The sequence below is a fragment of the Cellulosimicrobium cellulans genome, assembly GCF_016907755.1.
GTDB classification, from domain to species: Bacteria; Actinomycetota; Actinomycetes; order Actinomycetales; family Cellulomonadaceae; genus Cellulosimicrobium; species Cellulosimicrobium cellulans_D.
The window spans coordinates 3757410-3774592 of the sequence record NZ_JAFBCN010000001.1 but is presented as its reverse complement, the minus strand read 5'-3'; the positions used below and the strand labels follow the sequence as shown (position 1 = coordinate 3774592).

The window sequence follows — 17183 nt, the reverse complement described above, 5'->3', positions numbered from 1 at the left end:
CCGCGCGTTCTGGCACAATGGTTCGTCGGCCTGCGTCCGTCAGGCCGCCTGTCGCCGGTTCACAGGTGCGGTCGCCGCACCTGACCCGGAGACGTCACCCCAAGGAGAAAACCGTGAAGTCTGGTATCCACCCCGAGTACGTCCTCACCGAGGTGACCTGCACCTGTGGGAACACCTTCGTGACGCGCAGCACCGAGACGTCGGGCAAGATCAGCTCCGACGTGTGCAGCGCCTGCCACCCGTTCTACACGGGCAAGCAGAAGATCCTCGACACCGGTGGCCGCGTGGCCCGCTTCGAGGCCCGCTACGGCAAGAAGGCCGCCGACAAGTAGCGACACCGCAGCGCCGGTGGTCCGAGCCCGACAACCTCTCCAGGGGCAGTCGGCGAGCTCGGACCACCGGCGCTGTTGCTTTGCCCGAGCGATCCTCCCGATCCTCGCGCGGTCGTGCCCCGTGCCGACGACCGCGACCCGCCCGTCACCGAGGAGCCGTCCGTGACCGAGTCGTTCGCCGCCGTCCAGCCGCTGCTGGCCGAGCATGCCGACATCGAGGCCCAGCTCGCCGACCCCGCCGTCCACGCCGACGCGGGTCGCGCGCGCACGCTCGGGCGGCGCTACGCCGAGCTGAACCAGGTCGTCGGCGCGTACCGCGCGTGGCGGGAGGCGAGCGGCGACGCGGAGGCGGCCGCCGAGCTCGCAGCCCTGGGCGGCGAGGACGGCGACGCGTTCGCCGCGGAGCTCCCCGGCCTGCGCGCCGCCGAGGAGGAGACGCGCGAGCGCCTGCGCCGCGTGCTCGTCCCGCGCGACCCGGACGACGGCCGCGACGTCATCCTCGAGATCAAGGCCGGTGAGGGGGGCGAGGAGTCGGCGCTGTTCGCCGGGGACCTGCTGCGCATGTACCTGCGGTACGCGGAGCGCCGCGGCTGGAAGACCGAGGTCCTCGAGTCGACCGACTCCGACCTCGGCGGCTTCAAGGACGTCCAGGTCGCGGTCAAGGCGCGCAGCACGCCGACCGACCCCGCCGACGGCGTCTGGGCGAACCTCAAGTACGAGGGCGGCGTGCACCGCGTCCAGCGCGTGCCGGTGACCGAGTCGCAGGGCCGGATCCACACCTCCGCGGCCGGCGTGCTCGTCTTCCCCGAGGTGGAGGACGCGGGCGAGGTCGAGATCGACCCCAACGACCTGCGCATCGACGTGTACCGCTCGTCGGGGCCCGGCGGGCAGTCCGTCAACACGACCGACTCCGCCGTGCGCATCACCCACCTGCCCACGGGCATCGTCGTGTCGATGCAGAACGAGAAGTCCCAGCTCCAGAACCGCGAGCAGGCCATGCGCGTGCTGCGCGCGCGCCTGCTCGCCGCCCAGCAGGAGGCCGCGGCCGCGGAGGCCGCCGACCTGCGCCGCTCCCAGGTCCGGACCGTGGACCGCTCCGAGCGCATCCGCACGTACAACTTCCCGGAGAACCGCATCGCGGACCACCGCACCGGCTACAAGGCGTACAACCTCGACCAGGTGCTCGACGGCGACCTCGACCCGGTCGTGCGCTCCGCGGTCGAGGCCGACGAGGCCGCGCGCCTCGCGAGCGCCGCCGATGCCTGAGCCGGTCGGTCCGACCCCGCCGTCGGACGCCCCCACCTCCGCCTGGCTGCGCTGGGCGACGGCCGTCCTGGACGCCACCGGGGTGCCCTCGGCGCGCGCGGACGCCGAGCTCCTGCTCGCCCACGCCCTCACGGTGCCCCGGAGCGACGTGGCGCGTCGCGCTATCCTCGGCACGCCCGTCCCGGACGACGTCGTGCCGGCCCTCACCGAGCTCGTCACCCGGCGCGCGCAACGCGTGCCGCTCCAGCACCTGGTGGGCACCGCGCCGTTCCGGCACCTCGAGCTCGCCGTCGGGCCGGGTGTCTTCGTCCCGCGGCCCGAGACCGAGCAGGTCGCGCAGGTCGCCGTCGACGAGGCCCGGGCGGTCGTGGCCGGAGCAGGACGCGCGACCGTCGTCGACCTGTGCACCGGCTCGGGGGCGATCGCGCTCGCCGTCGCGACGGAGGTCGCCGGGACCGACGTGCACGCGGTCGAGCTCGACGCGTCCGCCCACGCCTGGGCGGAGCGGAACGTGACCGCCGCGCGCGAGGCGGGCGGCGCCGTCGTGCACCTGGTGCGGGGCGACGCCCGCACGGCGCTCGCCGGGGGCGTCGACGACGGCGGTCTCGACGGCACGGTCGACGTCGTCGTGTCCAACCCGCCGTACGTGCCCCCCGGTGCCGTCCCGCGCGACCCCGAGGTGGCCGACCACGACCCCGGCGTGGCGCTCTACGGCCTCGGGCCGGACGGTCTCGAGGTGCCGCGGGGGATCACCACCGCGGCCGCGCGGCTCCTGCGCCCCGGCGGTCTCTACGTCATGGAGCACGCCGAGGTCCAGGCGGAGGCCGCGCGGGACATGGTCGCGGCGACCGGCGCGTTCGTCGACGTCCGCACCGTCGCCGACCTCACGGGACGCGACCGCATGGTCGTGGCCCGGCGATCAGGGCCGGAGCCCGCCGACGACCCGGAGCCCGCCCGTGGGCGTGGAAGGATGGACCCGTGAGCTCCGTCCACCCCGTGACCGACCCGAACACCTGGGGCGCCGGCATCGACGAGGCGGTCAACGCGATCTCCCGCGGTGGCCTCGTCGTGCTGCCCACCGACACCGTCTACGGCATCGGCGCCGACGCCTTCGACGCGGAGGCCGTCGCCGCGCTCCTCGCGGCCAAGGGCCGGGGCCGGCAGATGCCCCCGCCCGTGCTCGTGCCGGACGCGCGCACGCTCGACGGCCTCGCCACGGACGTGCCCGACGCCGCGCGCCGCCTCGTCGAGGCCTTCTGGCCCGGCGGCTTCACGATCATCCTGCGCGCCCAGCCCTCGCTCGCGTGGGACCTGGGGGAGACGCACGGGACCGTCGCGCTGCGCATGCCCGACCACCCGGCCGCGCTCGCGCTCCTGCGCCGCACGGGCCCGCTCGCGGTGTCCTCGGCGAACGCGACCGGCAGACCCGCGGCCCTCGACGTCGAGGACGCGCGGGAGCAGCTCGGGGACCCGGTGGCGGTCTACCTCGACGGGGGGACGGCGCCCGGCGGGGTGGCGTCGACCATCGTCGACGCGACCTCGGACACGCTGCGCGTCGTGCGCCAGGGTGCGGTCACGCTCGACCGGCTCCGTGAGGTCGCGGACGTCGCCGGCCCCGACGACGCGCCGGACGACCCGCCCGCCGCCGCGACCTCCGACGCTCCCACCTCCGACGACGCCGGGGAGCCGGAGGCGAACGGCGGGTGAGGGTCTACCTGCTCGTGATGCTCGTCGCCGCCGTGGTGACGTTCCTCACGACGCCCTTCGCGCGCTGGGTCGCGCTGCGCACCGGCGCGATCACCGCCGTGCGCGACCGCGACGTCCACACGATCCCGACCCCCCGGCTCGGCGGGCTCGCCATGCTGCTGGGCCTCGTGGTGGCGGTGGTCTTCGCGTCGCAGATGCCGTTCCTCGAGAGCGTGTTCGTGGGCGAGGTCGCGGGCCGGCTCGTGGCCGACCCGAGGATCTGGGGGATCGTGGGCGGGGCGGCGATCGTCTGCCTGCTCGGGATCGCCGACGACATCTGGGACCTCGACTGGATGACGAAGCTCGCGGGCCAGGTGCTCGCGGCCGGGCTGATGGCGACGCAGGGCGTCGTCCTGTACCGCCTTCCCCTCGGGATCGGCGACCAGCAGCTCATCTGGTCCTCGCGCCTCCAGCTCGCCGCGACGATCCTCGTGGTGGTCGTCGCGATGAACGCGGTCAACTTCGTCGACGGCCTGGACGGGCTCGCCGCCGGGCTCGTCGCGATCGGCGGCACGGCGTTCTTCGTCTACTCGTACGTGCTCACGCAGAAGGCGAGCGCCGACGACTACTCGAGCCTCGCGACCCTCGTGATCGCCGCGCTCGTGGGCGTCTGCGTCGGCTTCCTGCCGCACAACTTCCATCCCGCGCGCATCTTCATGGGGGACTCGGGCTCGATGGTCCTCGGGCTCGTCATGTCCGCCGCGGCCATCGTCGTGACCGGCAAGATCGAGACCGACGCGCTCTCCGGCGCCCAGCAGATCCCGGCGTTCATCCCGATCCTGCTGCCGCTCGCGGTGATCCTCCTGCCCCTGCTCGACATGGGCATGGCGGTCGTGCGCCGGGTCGCGCGCGGGAAGTCGCCGTTCCACCCGGACCGCATGCACCTGCACCACCGGATGCTCGCGATCGGGCACTCGCACCGGCGCGCCGTCCTCATCCTCTACGTCTGGACGGCCGTGTTCGCGTTCGCCGCGGTCGCGCTCGTCCAGTGGCACTGGCACGGCGTGGCCGTCGGCCTCGCCGGCGCCGTCCTGGTCTCCGCCGTCCTCACGCTCGGCCCGCTGCGCACGCGCGGCCGGTTCCTCGACGACGACGCCGCGACCTCCACCGCGTCCGTGCCGCTCGCGACCACCTCCGACGACGTCCCGCCCGAGACGGCCGCCCCCTCGGCGCCCGCCGTCCCCACCCCGCCGAAGGAAGCCCTGAGATGACGACCAGCCAGCCCGAGCCCGCACGCCCGGACGACGCGGGGTCAGAAGTCGCCCGTCCGTCCGCCGAGGGTGCCGACGAGCACGCCGGCGGCACGGCTGCCGAACCTACGCTCGGGTCGCAGGGGCAGGCCGTGCGCGTCGTGTTCCGCAGGGCGCTGCGGGACGTCCTCGTGCTCCTGGGCGCGCTCACCGTCCTCGGGGTCGCGATCGGGGCGCTGGTGTCAGGGCTCCCGGGGGTCTGGGGCGCCCTGCTCGGCGTGGGCGTGGCCCTGGTCTTCTCCGCGACCACCGTGTGGGTCATGCTGCGGACCGTCGACGCGAGCCCGACGACCACCGCGGCCGTGGTCATGGGGAGCTGGCTCGCGAAGATGGTCGTGCTCATCGCGGTCCTCGTGGTGCTGCGCGGCATGGACTTCTACGACCGGTGGGTGTTCGCGGGCGTCCTGCTCGTCGGCGTGATCGGTTCCGCCGTCCTCGACTACCGGGCCGTGAGCCGCGGCCGGATCCCCTACGTGGAACCTGCCGAACGCTGACCTGGAGCTCCGTGCGGGGCGGCCGCGTCGTACTACCAGGAACCGCGTCCCGCTCGCATGAGCAAAAAGTCACAAGCAGGCCAGGATCGGCGGGACCATGCCGATCCATGCGTTAGGCTACTGGCGAATCCATGACGGCCAGGTCCGACGGCGTGCCCACAACAATGTGCTGGCTGCCGGGACCACACGACCATTGGGAGTCCACCCTGTCCACGCTTGCGACCCCCGTGCTCCTCGCTGCTTCCGAGGGCGAGAGTGGCTTCCACGCGCCGTCGATCGCCGACTTCTTCCCTCCGGCCATCCTCTTCGAGGACACGATCTTCCAGATCGACCGGATCTGGATCATCCGCATCGTCGCGACGATCGTCCTGCTGGCGATCTTCGTCGCCGGTGCGCGCCGCGCGCGGCTCGTGCCCGGTCGGCTCCAGAACGCCCTCGAGATGCTCATCGACTTCGTGCGGGTGCAGATCGTCGAGGAGATCATGGGGAAGGAGAACGCCAAGCGCTTCGTCCCGATGATCGCGACGATCTTCTTCTCCGTCCTCGCGTTCAACATCACGAGCGTCATCCCGGGCCTCAACCTGGCGGGGACCTCGCGCATCGGCCTGCCGATCGTGCTCGCCCTCTGGGTGTTCGTCGCCTACTGGGCGGTCGGCATCAAGAAGCACGGCCTCGGCGGCTACCTGAAGAACAGTCTCTTCCCCCCGGGGGTGCCGGCGCCGATCTACCTGATCGTGACGCCGATCGAGCTCCTGCAGATCCTCATCATCCGGCCCGCCTCGCTGGCGATCCGACTCGCGGCCAACATGATCGCCGGGCACATCATGCTCGTGCTCTGCTTCGCGGCGACGCAGTACTTCGTCTTCGAGGCGGTCCCCGCCATGAAGGCGTTCGGCGTCCTGACGTTCGCCGGCGGTTTCGCGATCACGCTGTTCGAGATCCTCGTGGCCTTCCTGCAGGCCTACATCTTCGCGCTCCTCGCCGCCGTGTACATCAACATGTCGCTCGAGGAGGAGCACTGACCCCCCGGGTCGTGCACCGACTCCGCTCCACCAGACACACCATCAAGCGCAGCACCAACGCGACGCCCGGTCATCCGGTCGGGCGCCCAACGGAAGGAACGAGCAATCGTGGACGTCACCACTCTCGCTGAGGTCACCGGCAACATCGGCACCGTCGGTTACGGCCTCGCCGCGATCGGCCCGGGCATCGGCCTCGGCATCCTGATCGGCAAGACCATCGAGGGCATGGCCCGCCAGCCCGAGGTCGCCGGGCAGCTCCGCGCGACGATGTTCATCGGTGTCGCGTTCGTCGAGGTGCTCGCGCTGCTGGGTCTCGTCGCCGGCTTCCTGTTCTGATGACGGCGCTGGCTGACGCCGCGCTCACCATCGCGGCGGAGACGGGCGAGGAGCACGAGGGCATCGAGCTCTTCCTGCCGGCCGGGTACGACCTGCTCTGGTCGACCGTCATCATGGTCGTCATCGCGATCGTCTTCTACAAGGCGGTCCTGCCCAAGTTCCAGGCCATCCTCGACGAGCGCACCGCGAAGATCGAGGGCGGGCTCGCCAAGGCCGAGTCCGCCCAGGCCGAGGCCGCGGCGGCGCTGGCCGAGTACCACCAGCAGCTCCAGGAGGCTCGGGCCGAGGCCGCGAAGATCCGCGAGGAGGCGCGTGCCGAGGGCGGCGCCATCGTGGCCGACCTGCGGACCAAGGCGTCCGACGACGCCGCGCGCATCGTCGAGACGGCGCACCGCCAGATCGAGGCCGAGCGTCAGCAGGCCGCGGTCTCGCTGCGCAACGACGTCGGTCTGCTCGCGACGGAGCTCGCCTCGAAGATCGTCGGCGAGTCGCTCGCCGACTCGGCGCGCCAGAGCCGCGTCGTCGACCGGTTCCTCGACGAGCTCGAGGCCGCGGGTCCCGCGGCGGCGAGCGCGGCGGGCACGGCTGCCGAGGAGCGCTGATGCGCGGAACGAGCGGCGAGTCCCTCACGCAGGCGCGGGACCGGTTCGAGCCGGTCCTGCGCTCGGCGGGCGAGGGCGCGCTCGCGCTGGGTGAGCAGCTCTTCGCGGTCACCGCGGCGCTCGACGAGTCGGCGCCGCTGCGGCGCTCGCTCGCTGACCCGTCGCGGTCCGGCGCGGACAAGGCGGCCCTCGTGTCCGCGGTCCTCGCGTCGGGCTTCGACGGTCGGGTCGTGGACCTCGTGTCCGGCCTGGTCCGGTCCCGCTGGACCCGCGAGGGCGACCTCGCGGACGCGACCGAGCGACTGGGCCTGGACGCGGTCCTCGCGTCGGCCGAGGCCCGCGGTGCGCTGGAGAAGGTCGAGGACGAGCTGTTCCGGACCTCGCGCGCGCTCGTCGGGCAGCGCGAGGCGCGGCAGGTCCTCTCCGACGACACGACCGCTCCCGAGCGGCGCGCGGCGTTCGTGCACGCGCTCCTCGACGGCAAGGTCGACCGCGTCACCGAGGTGCTCGCCGTCCACGCGACGCGCGCGCTGCGCGGTCGCCGGTTCGTCCCGACGCTGGGCTGGATCGGGGAGATCGCGGCCGAGCGTCGCCAGCGCCTCGTCGCCTCGGTCACGTCGGGCACGGTGCTCACGCAGGCGCAGCTCGACCGCCTCGCGGGACTGCTCGAGCGCGCGTACGGGCGCGCCGTGCAGCTCAACGTGACGGTGGACCCGGCCGTGCTGGGCGGGCTGCGCGTCCAGGTGGGCGCCGACGTCGTGGACTCCACCGTGCTCTCCCGGCTCGCCGACGCGCGCCGACGCCTCGTGAGCTGACGAGCCGACCCTTCCGACCGACGACCGTCCTGCCGGCCACCGGCCGCACAACCGACAAACGTTCGACCGCACCCGAACCACGAGGTGCGGCCACGACAGGAGAAGAGCAATGGCTGAGCTGACGATCCGGCCGGAGGAGATCCGGGCCGCTCTGGACAGCTTCGTGAAGTCCTACGAGCCCGAGGGCGCCGTGTCCGAGGAGGTGGGCCGGGTCACCCTGGCCGCCGACGGCATCGCCCAGGTCGAGGGTCTGCCGGGCGCGATGGCCAACGAGCTGCTGCGCTTCGAGGACGGGACCCTGGGTCTCGCCCTCACCCTCGACGTCCGCGAGATCGGTGTCGTCGTCCTCGGCGAGTTCACCGGCATCGAGGAGGGCCAGGAGGTCCGCCGGACGGGCGAGGTCCTCTCCGTCGCCGTCGGCGACGGCTACCTCGGTCGCGTCGTCGACCCGCTGGGCAACCCGATCGACGGCCTGGGCGAGGTCGCCACCGAGGGCCGTCGCGCCCTCGAGCTCCAGGCGCCCGGCGTCATGGACCGCAAGTCGGTCCACGAGCCGCTGCAGACCGGTCTCAAGGCGATCGACTCGATGATCCCGATCGGCCGCGGCCAGCGCCAGCTGATCATCGGTGACCGCCAGACGGGCAAGACGGCGATCGCGATCGACACGATCATCAACCAGAAGGCCAACTGGGAGTCGGGCGACCCCGAGAAGCAGGTCCGCTGCATCTACGTCGCCATCGGCCAGAAGGGCTCCACGATCGCGGCCGTGCGCGGCGCGCTCGAGGAGGCGGGCGCGCTCGAGTACACGACCATCGTCGCGGCCCCCGCGTCCGACCCGGCGGGCTTCAAGTACCTCGCCCCGTACACCGGCTCGGCCATCGGCCAGCACTGGATGTACGGCGGCAAGCACGTCCTCATCGTGTTCGACGACCTGTCGAAGCAGGCCGAGGCCTACCGTGCCGTGTCGCTCCTGCTGCGCCGCCCGCCGGGCCGCGAGGCGTACCCCGGTGACGTCTTCTACCTGCACTCCCGCCTGCTCGAGCGTTGCGCGAAGCTCTCGGACGAGCTCGGCGCCGGCTCGATGACGGGCCTGCCGGTCATCGAGACCAAGGGGAACGACGTCTCGGCGTACATCCCGACGAACGTCATCTCCATCACCGACGGCCAGATCTTCCTCCAGTCGGACCTGTTCAACGCCGACCAGCGCCCTGCCGTCGACGTCGGCATCTCGGTGTCCCGCGTCGGTGGTGCCGCACAGGTCAAGGCGATGAAGCAGGTCTCCGGCACGCTGAAGCTCGAGCTCGCGCAGTTCCGTTCGCTCGAGGCGTTCGCGATGTTCGCGTCCGACCTCGACGCGGCCTCTCGCGGCCAGCTGAAGCGCGGCGCGGCCCTCATGGAGCTGCTCAAGCAGGGCCAGTACTCGCCGTACCCGGTCGAGGACCAGGTCGCGTCGATCTGGGCCGGCACCAAGGGCAAGATCGACGACGTCCCGGTCGAGGACGTGCGTCGCTTCGAGTCCGAGCTGCTCGACCACCTGCGCCGCAACACGGACGTCCTGTCGACGATCGCGGAGACCGGCAAGCTGTCGGACGAGACCGAGGCCCAGCTCTCCTCGGCGGTCGACGTGTTCCGCTCCGGCTTCCTCACGGGCGACGGCACGCCGCTCGTCGGTGGGGACACCGAGGACGAGGCCGAGACGGAGATCGAGCAGGAGCAGATCGTCCGGCAGAAGAGGGCCTGACGATGGCCGGATCCCAGCGCGTCTACAAGCAGCGGATCAAGTCGACGCAGTCGCTCAAGAAGATGTTCCGCGCGCAGGAGCTCATCGCCGCGTCGCGCATCGGCAAGGCGCGCGACCGCACCGCGGCCGCGGCGCCGTACGCCCGGGCGATCACCCGGGCCGTGTCGGCCGTCGCGACGCACACGTCGACGAAGCACCCGCTGACGAGCGAGCGCACGGACACGAACCGCGTGGCGGTGCTCGTCGTGGCCTCCGATCGCGGCATGGCCGGTGCCTACTCGGCGTCGATCATCCGCGAGACGGAGCGCCTCGTCGAGCGTCTCGTGGCCGAGGGCAAGGAGGTCGCGCTCTACGGTGCGGGCCGTCGTGCCATCACGTACTACACGTTCCGCGGGCGCGAGCTCGCCGGCTCGTGGTCGTACGGGTCGGACGCGCCGAACTCCGAGGTCGCGGGCGAGATCGCGGACGCCCTGCTCGGGGCGTTCCTCGCGCCGGTGGCCGAGGGCGGCGTGAGCGAGCTGCACATCGTCTACACGCAGTTCGTCAACATGGTCACGCAGCGCCCGCGCGTCGTGCGGATGCTCCCGCTCGAGGTCGTCGAGGGCGTCGCACCGGCGGGCAAGCACGACGTGCTCCCGCTGTACGACTTCGAGCCCTCGCCCGAGGCCGTGCTCGACGAGCTGCTCCCGCGCTACGTGCGCAGCCGGATCTTCAGCTGCCTCCTCGAGGCGGCGGCGTCCGAGCTCGCGGCACGTCAGCGGGCGATGCACACGGCGACGGACAACGCGGAGGACCTCATCCGCAACTACACGCGGCTGGCGAACCAGGCGCGTCAGGCGGACATCACCCAGGAGATCAGCGAGATCGTCTCGGGTGCCGACGCCCTGGCGGCGTCATGACGGGCCGCACGGCCCGCGCGGCCAGCACCATCACCGACATCCTGACCGACACCGCCGGGGACCACTCCGGCACTGCGAAGCGAGGCCAGCAATGACCGCCACCACCGTGGAAGCACAGGTCGAGCACTCCAGCGGTCCCGGCGTGGGCCGGGTCGCTCGTGTGATCGGCCCCGTCGTGGACATCGAGTTCCCGGCGGACGCGATCCCCGACATCTACAACGCGCTGACCGTCGAGATCGACCTCTCGTCGCAGGGCGAGGGCGAGAAGTCGTTCACGCTCACGCTCGAGGTCGCCCAGCACCTGGGTGACTCGCTCGTCCGCGCCATCGCCCTCAAGCCGACGGACGGCCTCGTCCGCGGCGCCCACGTCACCGACACCGGCGCGCCGATCAGCGTGCCCGTCGGCGACGTCACCAAGGGCAAGGTCTTCAACGTCACGGGCGACGTGCTCAACGGGGCTCCCGGCGAGACCGTCGAGATCACCGAGCGCTGGCCGATCCACCGCAAGCCCCCGGCGTTCGACCAGCTCGAGTCGAAGACCACGATGTTCGAGACGGGCATCAAGGTCATCGACCTCCTCACCCCGTACGTCCAGGGTGGGAAGATCGGCCTCTTCGGTGGTGCGGGCGTCGGCAAGACGGTCCTCATCCAGGAGATGATCCAGCGCGTCGCGCAGGACCACGGCGGTGTGTCCGTGTTCGCCGGCGTCGGCGAGCGCACGCGTGAGGGCAACGACCTCATCGTCGAGATGGAGGAGGCCGGCGTCTTCGACAAGACGGCGCTCGTCTTCGGCCAGATGGACGAGCCCCCGGGCACGCGTCTTCGCGTCGCGCTCTCCGCGCTGACGATGGCGGAGTACTTCCGCGACGTGAAGAAGCAGGACGTCCTCCTGTTCATCGACAACATCTTCCGCTTCACGCAGGCGGGTTCCGAGGTGTCGACGCTGCTCGGCCGCATGCCGTCCGCGGTGGGCTACCAGCCGAACCTCGCGGACGAGATGGGGCTGCTCCAGGAGCGCATCACCTCGACGCGTGGTCACTCGATCACGTCGCTCCAGGCGATCTACGTGCCCGCAGACGACTACACCGACCCGGCGCCGGCGACGACGTTCGCGCACCTCGACGCGACGACGGAGCTCTCCCGTGAGATCGCCTCGCGCGGTCTGTACCCCGCGGTGGACCCGCTCGCGTCGACGAGCCGCATCCTCGACCCGCGCTACGTGGGCCAGGAGCACTACGACGTCGCGACGCGCGTGAAGTCGATCCTGCAGCGCAACAAGGAGCTCCAGGACATCATCGCGATCCTCGGTGTCGACGAGCTCTCGGAGGAGGACAAGACGGTCGTCGCGCGTGCGCGTCGTATCCAGCAGTTCCTCTCCCAGAACACCTACATGGCCGAGAAGTTCACCGGTGTCGTGGGCTCGACCGTCCCGCTGAGCGAGACCATCGAGGCGTTCAAGAAGATCGCGGACGGCGAGTTCGACCACATCGCCGAGCAGGCGTTCTTCAACATCGGCGGCCTCGAGGACCTCGAGCGCAACTGGGCGCGCATCCAGCAGGAGTACGGCGCCTGATCCGACGCACACGCGGGGCCGGGCCGCTCGGCCCGGCCCCGCGGGCGTCGCACCCGGACCCGGTCCGCGTCATGCGGGCCGGGCGTCGTCCCGGACACCACGCCGGGCTTGAACCGCCCATGAAGGAGTTCCCGTGGCACAGCTGAACGTCGACCTCGTGGCGGCGGACCGCAAGATCTGGTCAGGCCGCGCGCAGCGGGTCACGGCCCCTGCGGCAGACGGTGAGATCGGCATCCTCGCGGACCACTCTCCCCTGCTCTCCGTGCTGCGCGAGGGCTCGGTGCGCATCGTCGCCGAGGGCGAGACCCTCGACGTGCACGTCAGCGGAGGGTTCCTCTCCGTCGACTCCAACCAGGTCACGATCGTCGCGGACTCGGTCGAGTCCGTACCGGCCCGCTGACCCTCGCACGACCATGACGCCCCTGGCCTGGCTCGCGATCGGACTGCTCGTCCTCGTCCTTCTCGCGATCGGGCTGGGGGCGTGGCGTCTGCGGGCCCTGTCCCACCGCGTCGGCTCGTTCGAGTGCGGCGCGCGCCGCGCGGGCGCTGCCGGCGCGCCCTGGGTCGCGGGCATCGCGCACTACGGCGTCGGCCGCATCGACTGGTGGCGGCTGTGGTCGGTGTCGATCCGCCCCGCCCGGACGTGGTCGCGCTACGACCTCGTCATCGCGGGCCGCGAGCCGTTCGTCGGAGACGGCCCCGACACCTACCTCGTCCGGTGCCGCTACCACGGCCAGGACTTCGAGCTCACGATGTCGCGCGCCGCGTACGAGGGACTCGCCTCGTGGCTGGAGGCCGCGCCCCCCGGCCGGCGCGACGTCGTCGTCTGAGGCGTCGCCCGTGGGCTGACGCCACGTCCCGGACCGCCTACCACCGACCCGGAGGACCTGCCCCGTGCGTCTCGTCGTCGCCCGCTGCTCCGCCCGCTACACCGGCCGTCTCTCGGCGCACCTGCCGCTCGCGACGCGCGTGCTCATCGTCAAGGCCGACGGGAGCGTGCTGCTGCACTCCGACGGCGGGTCGTACAAGCCGCTCAACTGGATGAGCCCCCCGTGCACGCTCGCGGTGCGCGAGCCGTCCGAGGAGGCGCGCGAGCGCGGCGTGACCGAGGTCTGGGCCGTGCAGCACGCCAAGAGCGACGACCGCCTCGAGATCGAGCTCCATGAGGTCCAGCACGACAGCTCCCACGAGCTCGGCATCGACCCGGGCCTCGTCAAGGACGGCGTCGAGGCGCACCTCCAGGAGATGCTCGCCGCGCAGATCGAGCTGCTCGGCTCGGGCCACACGCTCGTGCGCCGCGAGTACCCGACCGCGATCGGCCCCGTGGACATCCTCGCCAAGGACGCGAGCGGCGCGACGGTCGCCGTCGAGATCAAGCGCCGGGGCGACATCGACGGGGTCGAGCAGCTCACGCGCTACCTCGAGCTGCTCAACCGGGACCCGCTCCTGGCACCCGTGCGCGGCGTGTTCGCCGCGCAGGAGATCAAGCCCCAGGCGCGCGTGCTCGCGACCGACCGGGGGATCGGCTGCCTCGTGCTCGACTACGACGCGATGCGCGGCGTGGACGACGTGGACTCCCGCCTCTTCTGACGCGCGGGTCTTCTCGCGCGAGAGCCGCCGACCCGCACGACCAGGCGGTCGTGGCCCGTCCCGCAGCGGGGAAGGGCCACGACCGCCTGGTCGTGCGGGTCAGGGCCGTGGGCTCGGCCGACCGATCAGCACGTGGTCGCCGGGAACGGGGCCGCGTGCTCGGTGGCCGTCCCCGCGGCGTCGGTCACCCGGACGGTCGCCGTGCCCGCCGCGAGCGACGTGGCGCGCGCGGAGAACGACTGGTAGGCGTTGGCGCCCGGGGCGACGCCCGTGACCGTGCGCGACCCGAACGGCGTCACGAGCTCGACGTCCACCGGGTCGCCCGCCCCGGCGCCGCCCGTCCCGACGTACGCCGCCCGGACCGCGACGTACGCCGTGCCGGCGAGGCAGCGCGGGACGGCGGTGACGTCGACCTGGGGCGCGGGCGTCCCGACGGACCGGGAGCGCACCTCGAACGAGGCGATGCTCACGGTGCCGCGGTCGGCCCGGAAGCCGATCGTCGGCAGGAGCCCGGCGAGCACGTCGGGGTCGGACGTGTCGAGCGCGCCGCCGGTCGTCGTGCCGCCGTACCAGGTCCACTCGCCGTCCTCCTCGGCGAACACGTCGACGCGCGCGCCGTCCACCTGGAGCGCGATCCGGTCGCCGGGGCCGTAGCCCCGGATGCCGAAGTACGGCGACGACCCGTCCGCGCCCCCGACGTAGTCGAGGCCGGATGCGACGTTCGTGTGGTTGAACCATGCGAGCGCGTAGGTGCGGTCCGCGGCCGCGAGGCCGAGGAACAGCGAGTCCTCCTGCGTCCCCGCGCCGGAGAACGCGCCGATCTCCGCGACCACCACGGACGACGACGTCGCGCGGGCCGTGCGGTGCCCGTACAGCCCCCAGTAGCGCGCGTCGCCGGTCGCGGCGAGCGTCCCGTCCCCGGCCGCGAGGGCGGGCAGCGCCTCGCCGGAGGGCTGCAGCGTCGTCCAGTCCGCGGTCGTGTCGGCGTCGAAGTCGTCGTGCAGGACGACGTCGTCGTACCAGGAGGGGTCGAACGCGAGCCGGGCGGTCGTGGTCGCGCGCGCCTCCTCGGCGCCCCCCGCGTCGCCCCAGCGCGCGACGGCGCCGATCCGGGCCTCGCTGCCGGGGACGGCGTCGGGCCCGGGCGTGACGTCCCACGAGCGGGTCGCGCGGTCCCACGCCCCGAGGTCGAGCGGGCCCGCCTCGCCCACGGCGACGGCCGTCCAGCCGGCCGGGAGATCGGGCGCGACCTCGACGCCCGTCACGGCGTCCGCGCGCGTCGACACGGTCACGTCCACGCGCGAGGCACGCCCGACGGCGGGCTCGGCGGCCTCGACGCGCGCTGAGACGGCCCGTGACACGGGGCTCCACGACTCGAGCTCGGTCACCCCGACGGACTTCCCGGGCGCGGCGTCGAACGTGACGCGGTAGCTCGTCGTCTCGAGCGGCGGGAACGTGATGCGGTTGAGGCCGTTGCCGACGGGCTGCTCGGGCACGCGCGTCTGGTCGGGGACGACCTGCCAGGCCGCGCCGTCCCAGTACTCGAGCTCGTAGCCGGCGGCGGGCTGGACGGCGTCGGCGTCCTGGTAGCCGTGGAAGCGGACGTCGCCGATCGTCGTCGGCTCGGCGAGCTCGACGCCTACCCAGTCGCGGGCGTTCGGCGAGGAGTAGTTGGACCAGCGCGTGTTCTGCGGCACCTCGTCGTACCAGACCTTGCCGTCGAGGACCCGCCACGCGTCGTCGTACCGCCACGTGTACGACGCGACGGGGCGCGGGTAGGCGTTCCGGAGCGGGTTCGCCGACGTGTTGACCACGTGGGGGAGGCGCTGCGGGTCGCCGCTCGGCACCGGCACCTCGACCGGGTCGGCACCCTCGGCGACCGCGTCGGTGTCGGCGTGCAGCACCTGCTCGCCGTCGACGTAGACGCGCAGGCCCGCGCCGGCCCCGTAGCGCGAGCCGTCACGGTCGAACAGGACCGTGACGTTGCGCCCGTGGTACGGCACGTTCTCCGCGGCGAACCAGTCCCAGTCGGCGGGCACGAGCGGGTCGAGCACGAGCGAGTCGTCGGACTGCGGCTGGAGGCCGAGGAGGTCCTGGAGCACGAGGTCCACGTAGCTGGAGTGCAGGTAGTCCTCGGAGTGGTTGTTCCCGTCGTAGATCCAGCGGTCCTCGTCGGGGTGGTGCGCCTCGGCGACGTACGGCTCGCCGTCGCGGAACTGCGTGCGGACGTAGGTGTCGAACAGGTCGAGGTAGTCCGCGCGCGTGAGGTCGCCCGCGGCGTCGTCGCGCAGCGCGGTCGCGACGCCGTCGAGCGTGAGCGACGTCGAGAACGGCCACGACGGCCCGTCCCACTTGCAGCAGCCCTGGTCGGACGAGCGCCAGAAGTCGGGGGAGCGGCGCTCGGTCACCGTCGGGCCGTACGGCGCCGCGAACCCCTGCGGGTCGAGGAGCTGGTCGAGGGCGACCGCCTGCTCCGGCGAGGCGAGGCCGAACTTCCACGGCACGAACCCGACGTCGAGCCGGTCGCGCAGCCGCTCGTGGTCCGGGTTCTCCCAGTCCACGACGTCGTAGAAGAAGTCGCGCTCGTCGTCCCAGAGGTAGGTGTCCACGGCCTCGCGCAGCGCGGCGGCACGGTCGCGGTACTCCGTCGCGGTCGCGTCGTCGCCGTTCAGCGTCGCGACCTCGACGAGCGCGAGCATGTCGCCGTAGAGGTAGGCGTTGATCGACGGCCGGAACGTGTGGCGACCGGCGTAGTCGCGGTCGGTCACGTACGACGCGGGCGAGCTCTCCTTGGCGTCGTACTCGGGCGTCTGCCAGTAGAGCCCGAGCTCGGCGTCGAACTGGTTCCCCCAGTCCTCGACGAAGGTCTCCAGCTCGGGCTGGAGCGCGCGGAGACGGTCGAGGTTCCCGGTGACCTTCGCGCGCTCGACGATCGCGGACACGGCCCAGAACGAGTACTGGTGCGCCCAGTCGGCCGCCTCGGGGTTCTGCGCGGGCTCGATCTGGCCGGGGCCGGTGAGCCAGTAGTCCTCGTAGTCGTCGAGGTAGCGCTGGTCGCGCAGCCAGCGGCCCTCGGCGAGCTGGTGGCCCGCCGCGGCGTTGATGGCCTGGTACGGCGCGGCGTAGCCGCAGCAGTCGAGGAACTCCGTGAGCACCCAGCCCGTGCCGGGCTCGGTGTAGCGCAGGTGCTCCTTGAGCACGCGCCAGCGGTAGTAGTAGACCGCCTCGGCGTCCGCGTCGGGGAGGTCGACGACCGGGACGTTGGCCGCATACCAGTCGGGGTCGGCGTAGCCGTCGAGCTTCTCGCGGACGTCGACGAAGGACGTCCCGGGCCCGACCTCGGGCCGGTCGAGGGGCGTCGTCGGGTCGTCGGTCGCTGCCCCCGGGGAGGTGGCCGGAGCGGCCGCAGGGGTCGGCGGCGTCGCCGCGACCGCCGGGGCCGCGAGGGCGAGGGCCAGGAGGCCGGAGGCGAGCGCCAGGGCGCCCGTCGAGCGTGGTCGTCGCATGCGTGTCCTTC

17 protein-coding genes are annotated in these 17183 nt (G+C 72.5%); 16 read left to right on the top strand and 1 reads right to left on the bottom strand.

Translation table 11 applies throughout. The features are described 5' to 3' along the window. Positions 1 to 113: 113 nt before the first annotated feature. The 16 genes from rpmE (at position 114) to nucS (ending at position 13666) form a co-directional block, all read left to right on the top strand. Complete coding sequence (gene rpmE / locus JOE63_RS16395; protein ID WP_087469526.1) at positions 114 to 332, top strand: 50S ribosomal protein L31; 219 nt, start codon at positions 114 to 116, stop codon at positions 330 to 332. Positions 333 to 494: 162 nt separating this feature from the next. Beyond that, positions 495 to 1598: a peptide chain release factor 1 gene (gene prfA, locus JOE63_RS16390; RefSeq protein ID WP_087472461.1), complete on the top strand. Its 1104-nt coding sequence runs from the start codon at positions 495 to 497 to the stop codon at positions 1596 to 1598. After that, on the top strand, positions 1591 to 2580 hold the full coding sequence (prmC, locus tag JOE63_RS16385; protein ID WP_087469525.1) for a peptide chain release factor N(5)-glutamine methyltransferase: 990 nt from the start codon (positions 1591 to 1593) through the stop codon (positions 2578 to 2580). Before prfA ends, prmC begins: the two co-directional genes overlap by 8 nt. Continuing rightward, positions 2577 to 3305 carry an L-threonylcarbamoyladenylate synthase gene (locus JOE63_RS16380; RefSeq protein ID WP_087469524.1) on the top strand — a complete coding sequence of 243 codons (729 nt, stop codon included), beginning with the start codon at positions 2577 to 2579 and terminating at the stop codon, positions 3303 to 3305. The genes prmC and JOE63_RS16380 overlap by 4 nt, the downstream gene beginning before the upstream one ends. Then, positions 3302 to 4555: an MraY family glycosyltransferase gene (locus tag JOE63_RS16375; protein ID WP_087469523.1), complete on the top strand. Its 1254-nt coding sequence runs from the start codon at positions 3302 to 3304 to the stop codon at positions 4553 to 4555. Before JOE63_RS16380 ends, JOE63_RS16375 begins: the two co-directional genes overlap by 4 nt. Beyond that, positions 4552 to 5088: a hypothetical protein gene (locus JOE63_RS16370; protein WP_239576729.1), complete on the top strand. Its 537-nt coding sequence runs from the start codon at positions 4552 to 4554 to the stop codon at positions 5086 to 5088. The genes JOE63_RS16375 and JOE63_RS16370 overlap by 4 nt, the downstream gene beginning before the upstream one ends. 164 nt (positions 5089 to 5252) lie before the next feature. Next, positions 5253 to 6110 (top strand): F0F1 ATP synthase subunit A, encoded by an 858-nt coding sequence (atpB, locus tag JOE63_RS16365; RefSeq protein WP_087469522.1) that lies wholly within the window; start codon positions 5253 to 5255, stop codon positions 6108 to 6110. Between the two features lie 108 nt (positions 6111 to 6218). Then, positions 6219 to 6446: an ATP synthase F0 subunit C gene (locus tag JOE63_RS16360; RefSeq protein ID WP_024839300.1), complete on the top strand. Its 228-nt coding sequence runs from the start codon at positions 6219 to 6221 to the stop codon at positions 6444 to 6446. Then, positions 6446 to 7048, top strand: a complete 603-nt coding sequence (locus tag JOE63_RS16355; protein ID WP_087469521.1) for a F0F1 ATP synthase subunit B — start codon at positions 6446 to 6448, stop codon at positions 7046 to 7048. Before JOE63_RS16360 ends, JOE63_RS16355 begins: the two co-directional genes overlap by 1 nt. Continuing rightward, complete coding sequence (locus JOE63_RS16350) at positions 7048 to 7863, top strand: F0F1 ATP synthase subunit delta (protein ID WP_087469520.1); 816 nt, start codon at positions 7048 to 7050, stop codon at positions 7861 to 7863. Before JOE63_RS16355 ends, JOE63_RS16350 begins: the two co-directional genes overlap by 1 nt. A gap of 109 nt (positions 7864 to 7972) precedes the next feature. Further along, the gene (gene atpA, locus JOE63_RS16345) at positions 7973 to 9604 is read left to right on the top strand and encodes a F0F1 ATP synthase subunit alpha (protein WP_087469519.1); all 1632 of its coding nucleotides are present in this window, start codon (positions 7973 to 7975) and stop codon (positions 9602 to 9604) included. A 2-nt stretch (positions 9605 to 9606) separates the two neighbouring features. Further along, complete coding sequence (locus JOE63_RS16340) at positions 9607 to 10503, top strand: F0F1 ATP synthase subunit gamma (RefSeq protein ID WP_087469518.1); 897 nt, start codon at positions 9607 to 9609, stop codon at positions 10501 to 10503. Positions 10504 to 10594: 91 nt separating this feature from the next. Next, complete coding sequence (atpD, locus tag JOE63_RS16335) at positions 10595 to 12076, top strand: F0F1 ATP synthase subunit beta (RefSeq protein ID WP_204542633.1); 1482 nt, start codon at positions 10595 to 10597, stop codon at positions 12074 to 12076. Between the two features lie 133 nt (positions 12077 to 12209). Beyond that, the gene (locus JOE63_RS16330; RefSeq protein ID WP_087469516.1) at positions 12210 to 12476 is read left to right on the top strand and encodes a F0F1 ATP synthase subunit epsilon; all 267 of its coding nucleotides are present in this window, start codon (positions 12210 to 12212) and stop codon (positions 12474 to 12476) included. Positions 12477 to 12489: 13 nt separating this feature from the next. Continuing rightward, positions 12490 to 12906, top strand: a complete 417-nt coding sequence (locus tag JOE63_RS16325; protein WP_047232904.1) for a DUF2550 domain-containing protein — start codon at positions 12490 to 12492, stop codon at positions 12904 to 12906. A gap of 64 nt (positions 12907 to 12970) precedes the next feature. Further along, positions 12971 to 13666: an endonuclease NucS gene (gene nucS, locus JOE63_RS16320; RefSeq protein WP_204542631.1), complete on the top strand. Its 696-nt coding sequence runs from the start codon at positions 12971 to 12973 to the stop codon at positions 13664 to 13666. A gap of 125 nt (positions 13667 to 13791) precedes the next feature. Here nucS and JOE63_RS16315 read toward each other — a convergent pair whose 3' ends face one another. Beyond that, complete coding sequence (locus JOE63_RS16315; protein ID WP_204542629.1) at positions 13792 to 17172, bottom strand: MGH1-like glycoside hydrolase domain-containing protein; 3381 nt, start codon at positions 17170 to 17172, stop codon at positions 13792 to 13794. Between the last annotated feature and the right edge of the window lie 11 nt (positions 17173 to 17183).

Excerpts from the sequence above, each read along its gene's own strand:
- atpA (WP_087469519.1), top strand. The coding sequence starts at position 7,973 with ATGGCTGAGCTGACGATCCGGCCGGAGGAGATCCGGGCCGCTCTGGAC.
- prmC (WP_087469525.1), top strand. The coding sequence starts at position 1,591 with ATGCCTGAGCCGGTCGGTCCGACCCCGCCGTCGGACGCCCCCACCTCC.
- JOE63_RS16340 (WP_087469518.1), top strand. The coding sequence starts at position 9,607 with ATGGCCGGATCCCAGCGCGTCTACAAGCAGCGGATCAAGTCGACGCAG.
- JOE63_RS16350 (WP_087469520.1), top strand. The coding sequence starts at position 7,048 with ATGCGCGGAACGAGCGGCGAGTCCCTCACGCAGGCGCGGGACCGGTTC.
- JOE63_RS16315 (WP_204542629.1), bottom strand. The coding sequence starts at position 17,172 with ATGCGACGACCACGCTCGACGGGCGCCCTGGCGCTCGCCTCCGGCCTC.
- JOE63_RS16370 (WP_239576729.1), top strand. The coding sequence starts at position 4,552 with ATGACGACCAGCCAGCCCGAGCCCGCACGCCCGGACGACGCGGGGTCA.
- atpB (WP_087469522.1), top strand. The coding sequence starts at position 5,253 with ATGTGCTGGCTGCCGGGACCACACGACCATTGGGAGTCCACCCTGTCC.
- JOE63_RS16325 (WP_047232904.1), top strand. The coding sequence starts at position 12,490 with ATGACGCCCCTGGCCTGGCTCGCGATCGGACTGCTCGTCCTCGTCCTT.
- atpD (WP_204542633.1), top strand. The coding sequence starts at position 10,595 with ATGACCGCCACCACCGTGGAAGCACAGGTCGAGCACTCCAGCGGTCCC.
- JOE63_RS16355 (WP_087469521.1), top strand. The coding sequence starts at position 6,446 with ATGACGGCGCTGGCTGACGCCGCGCTCACCATCGCGGCGGAGACGGGC.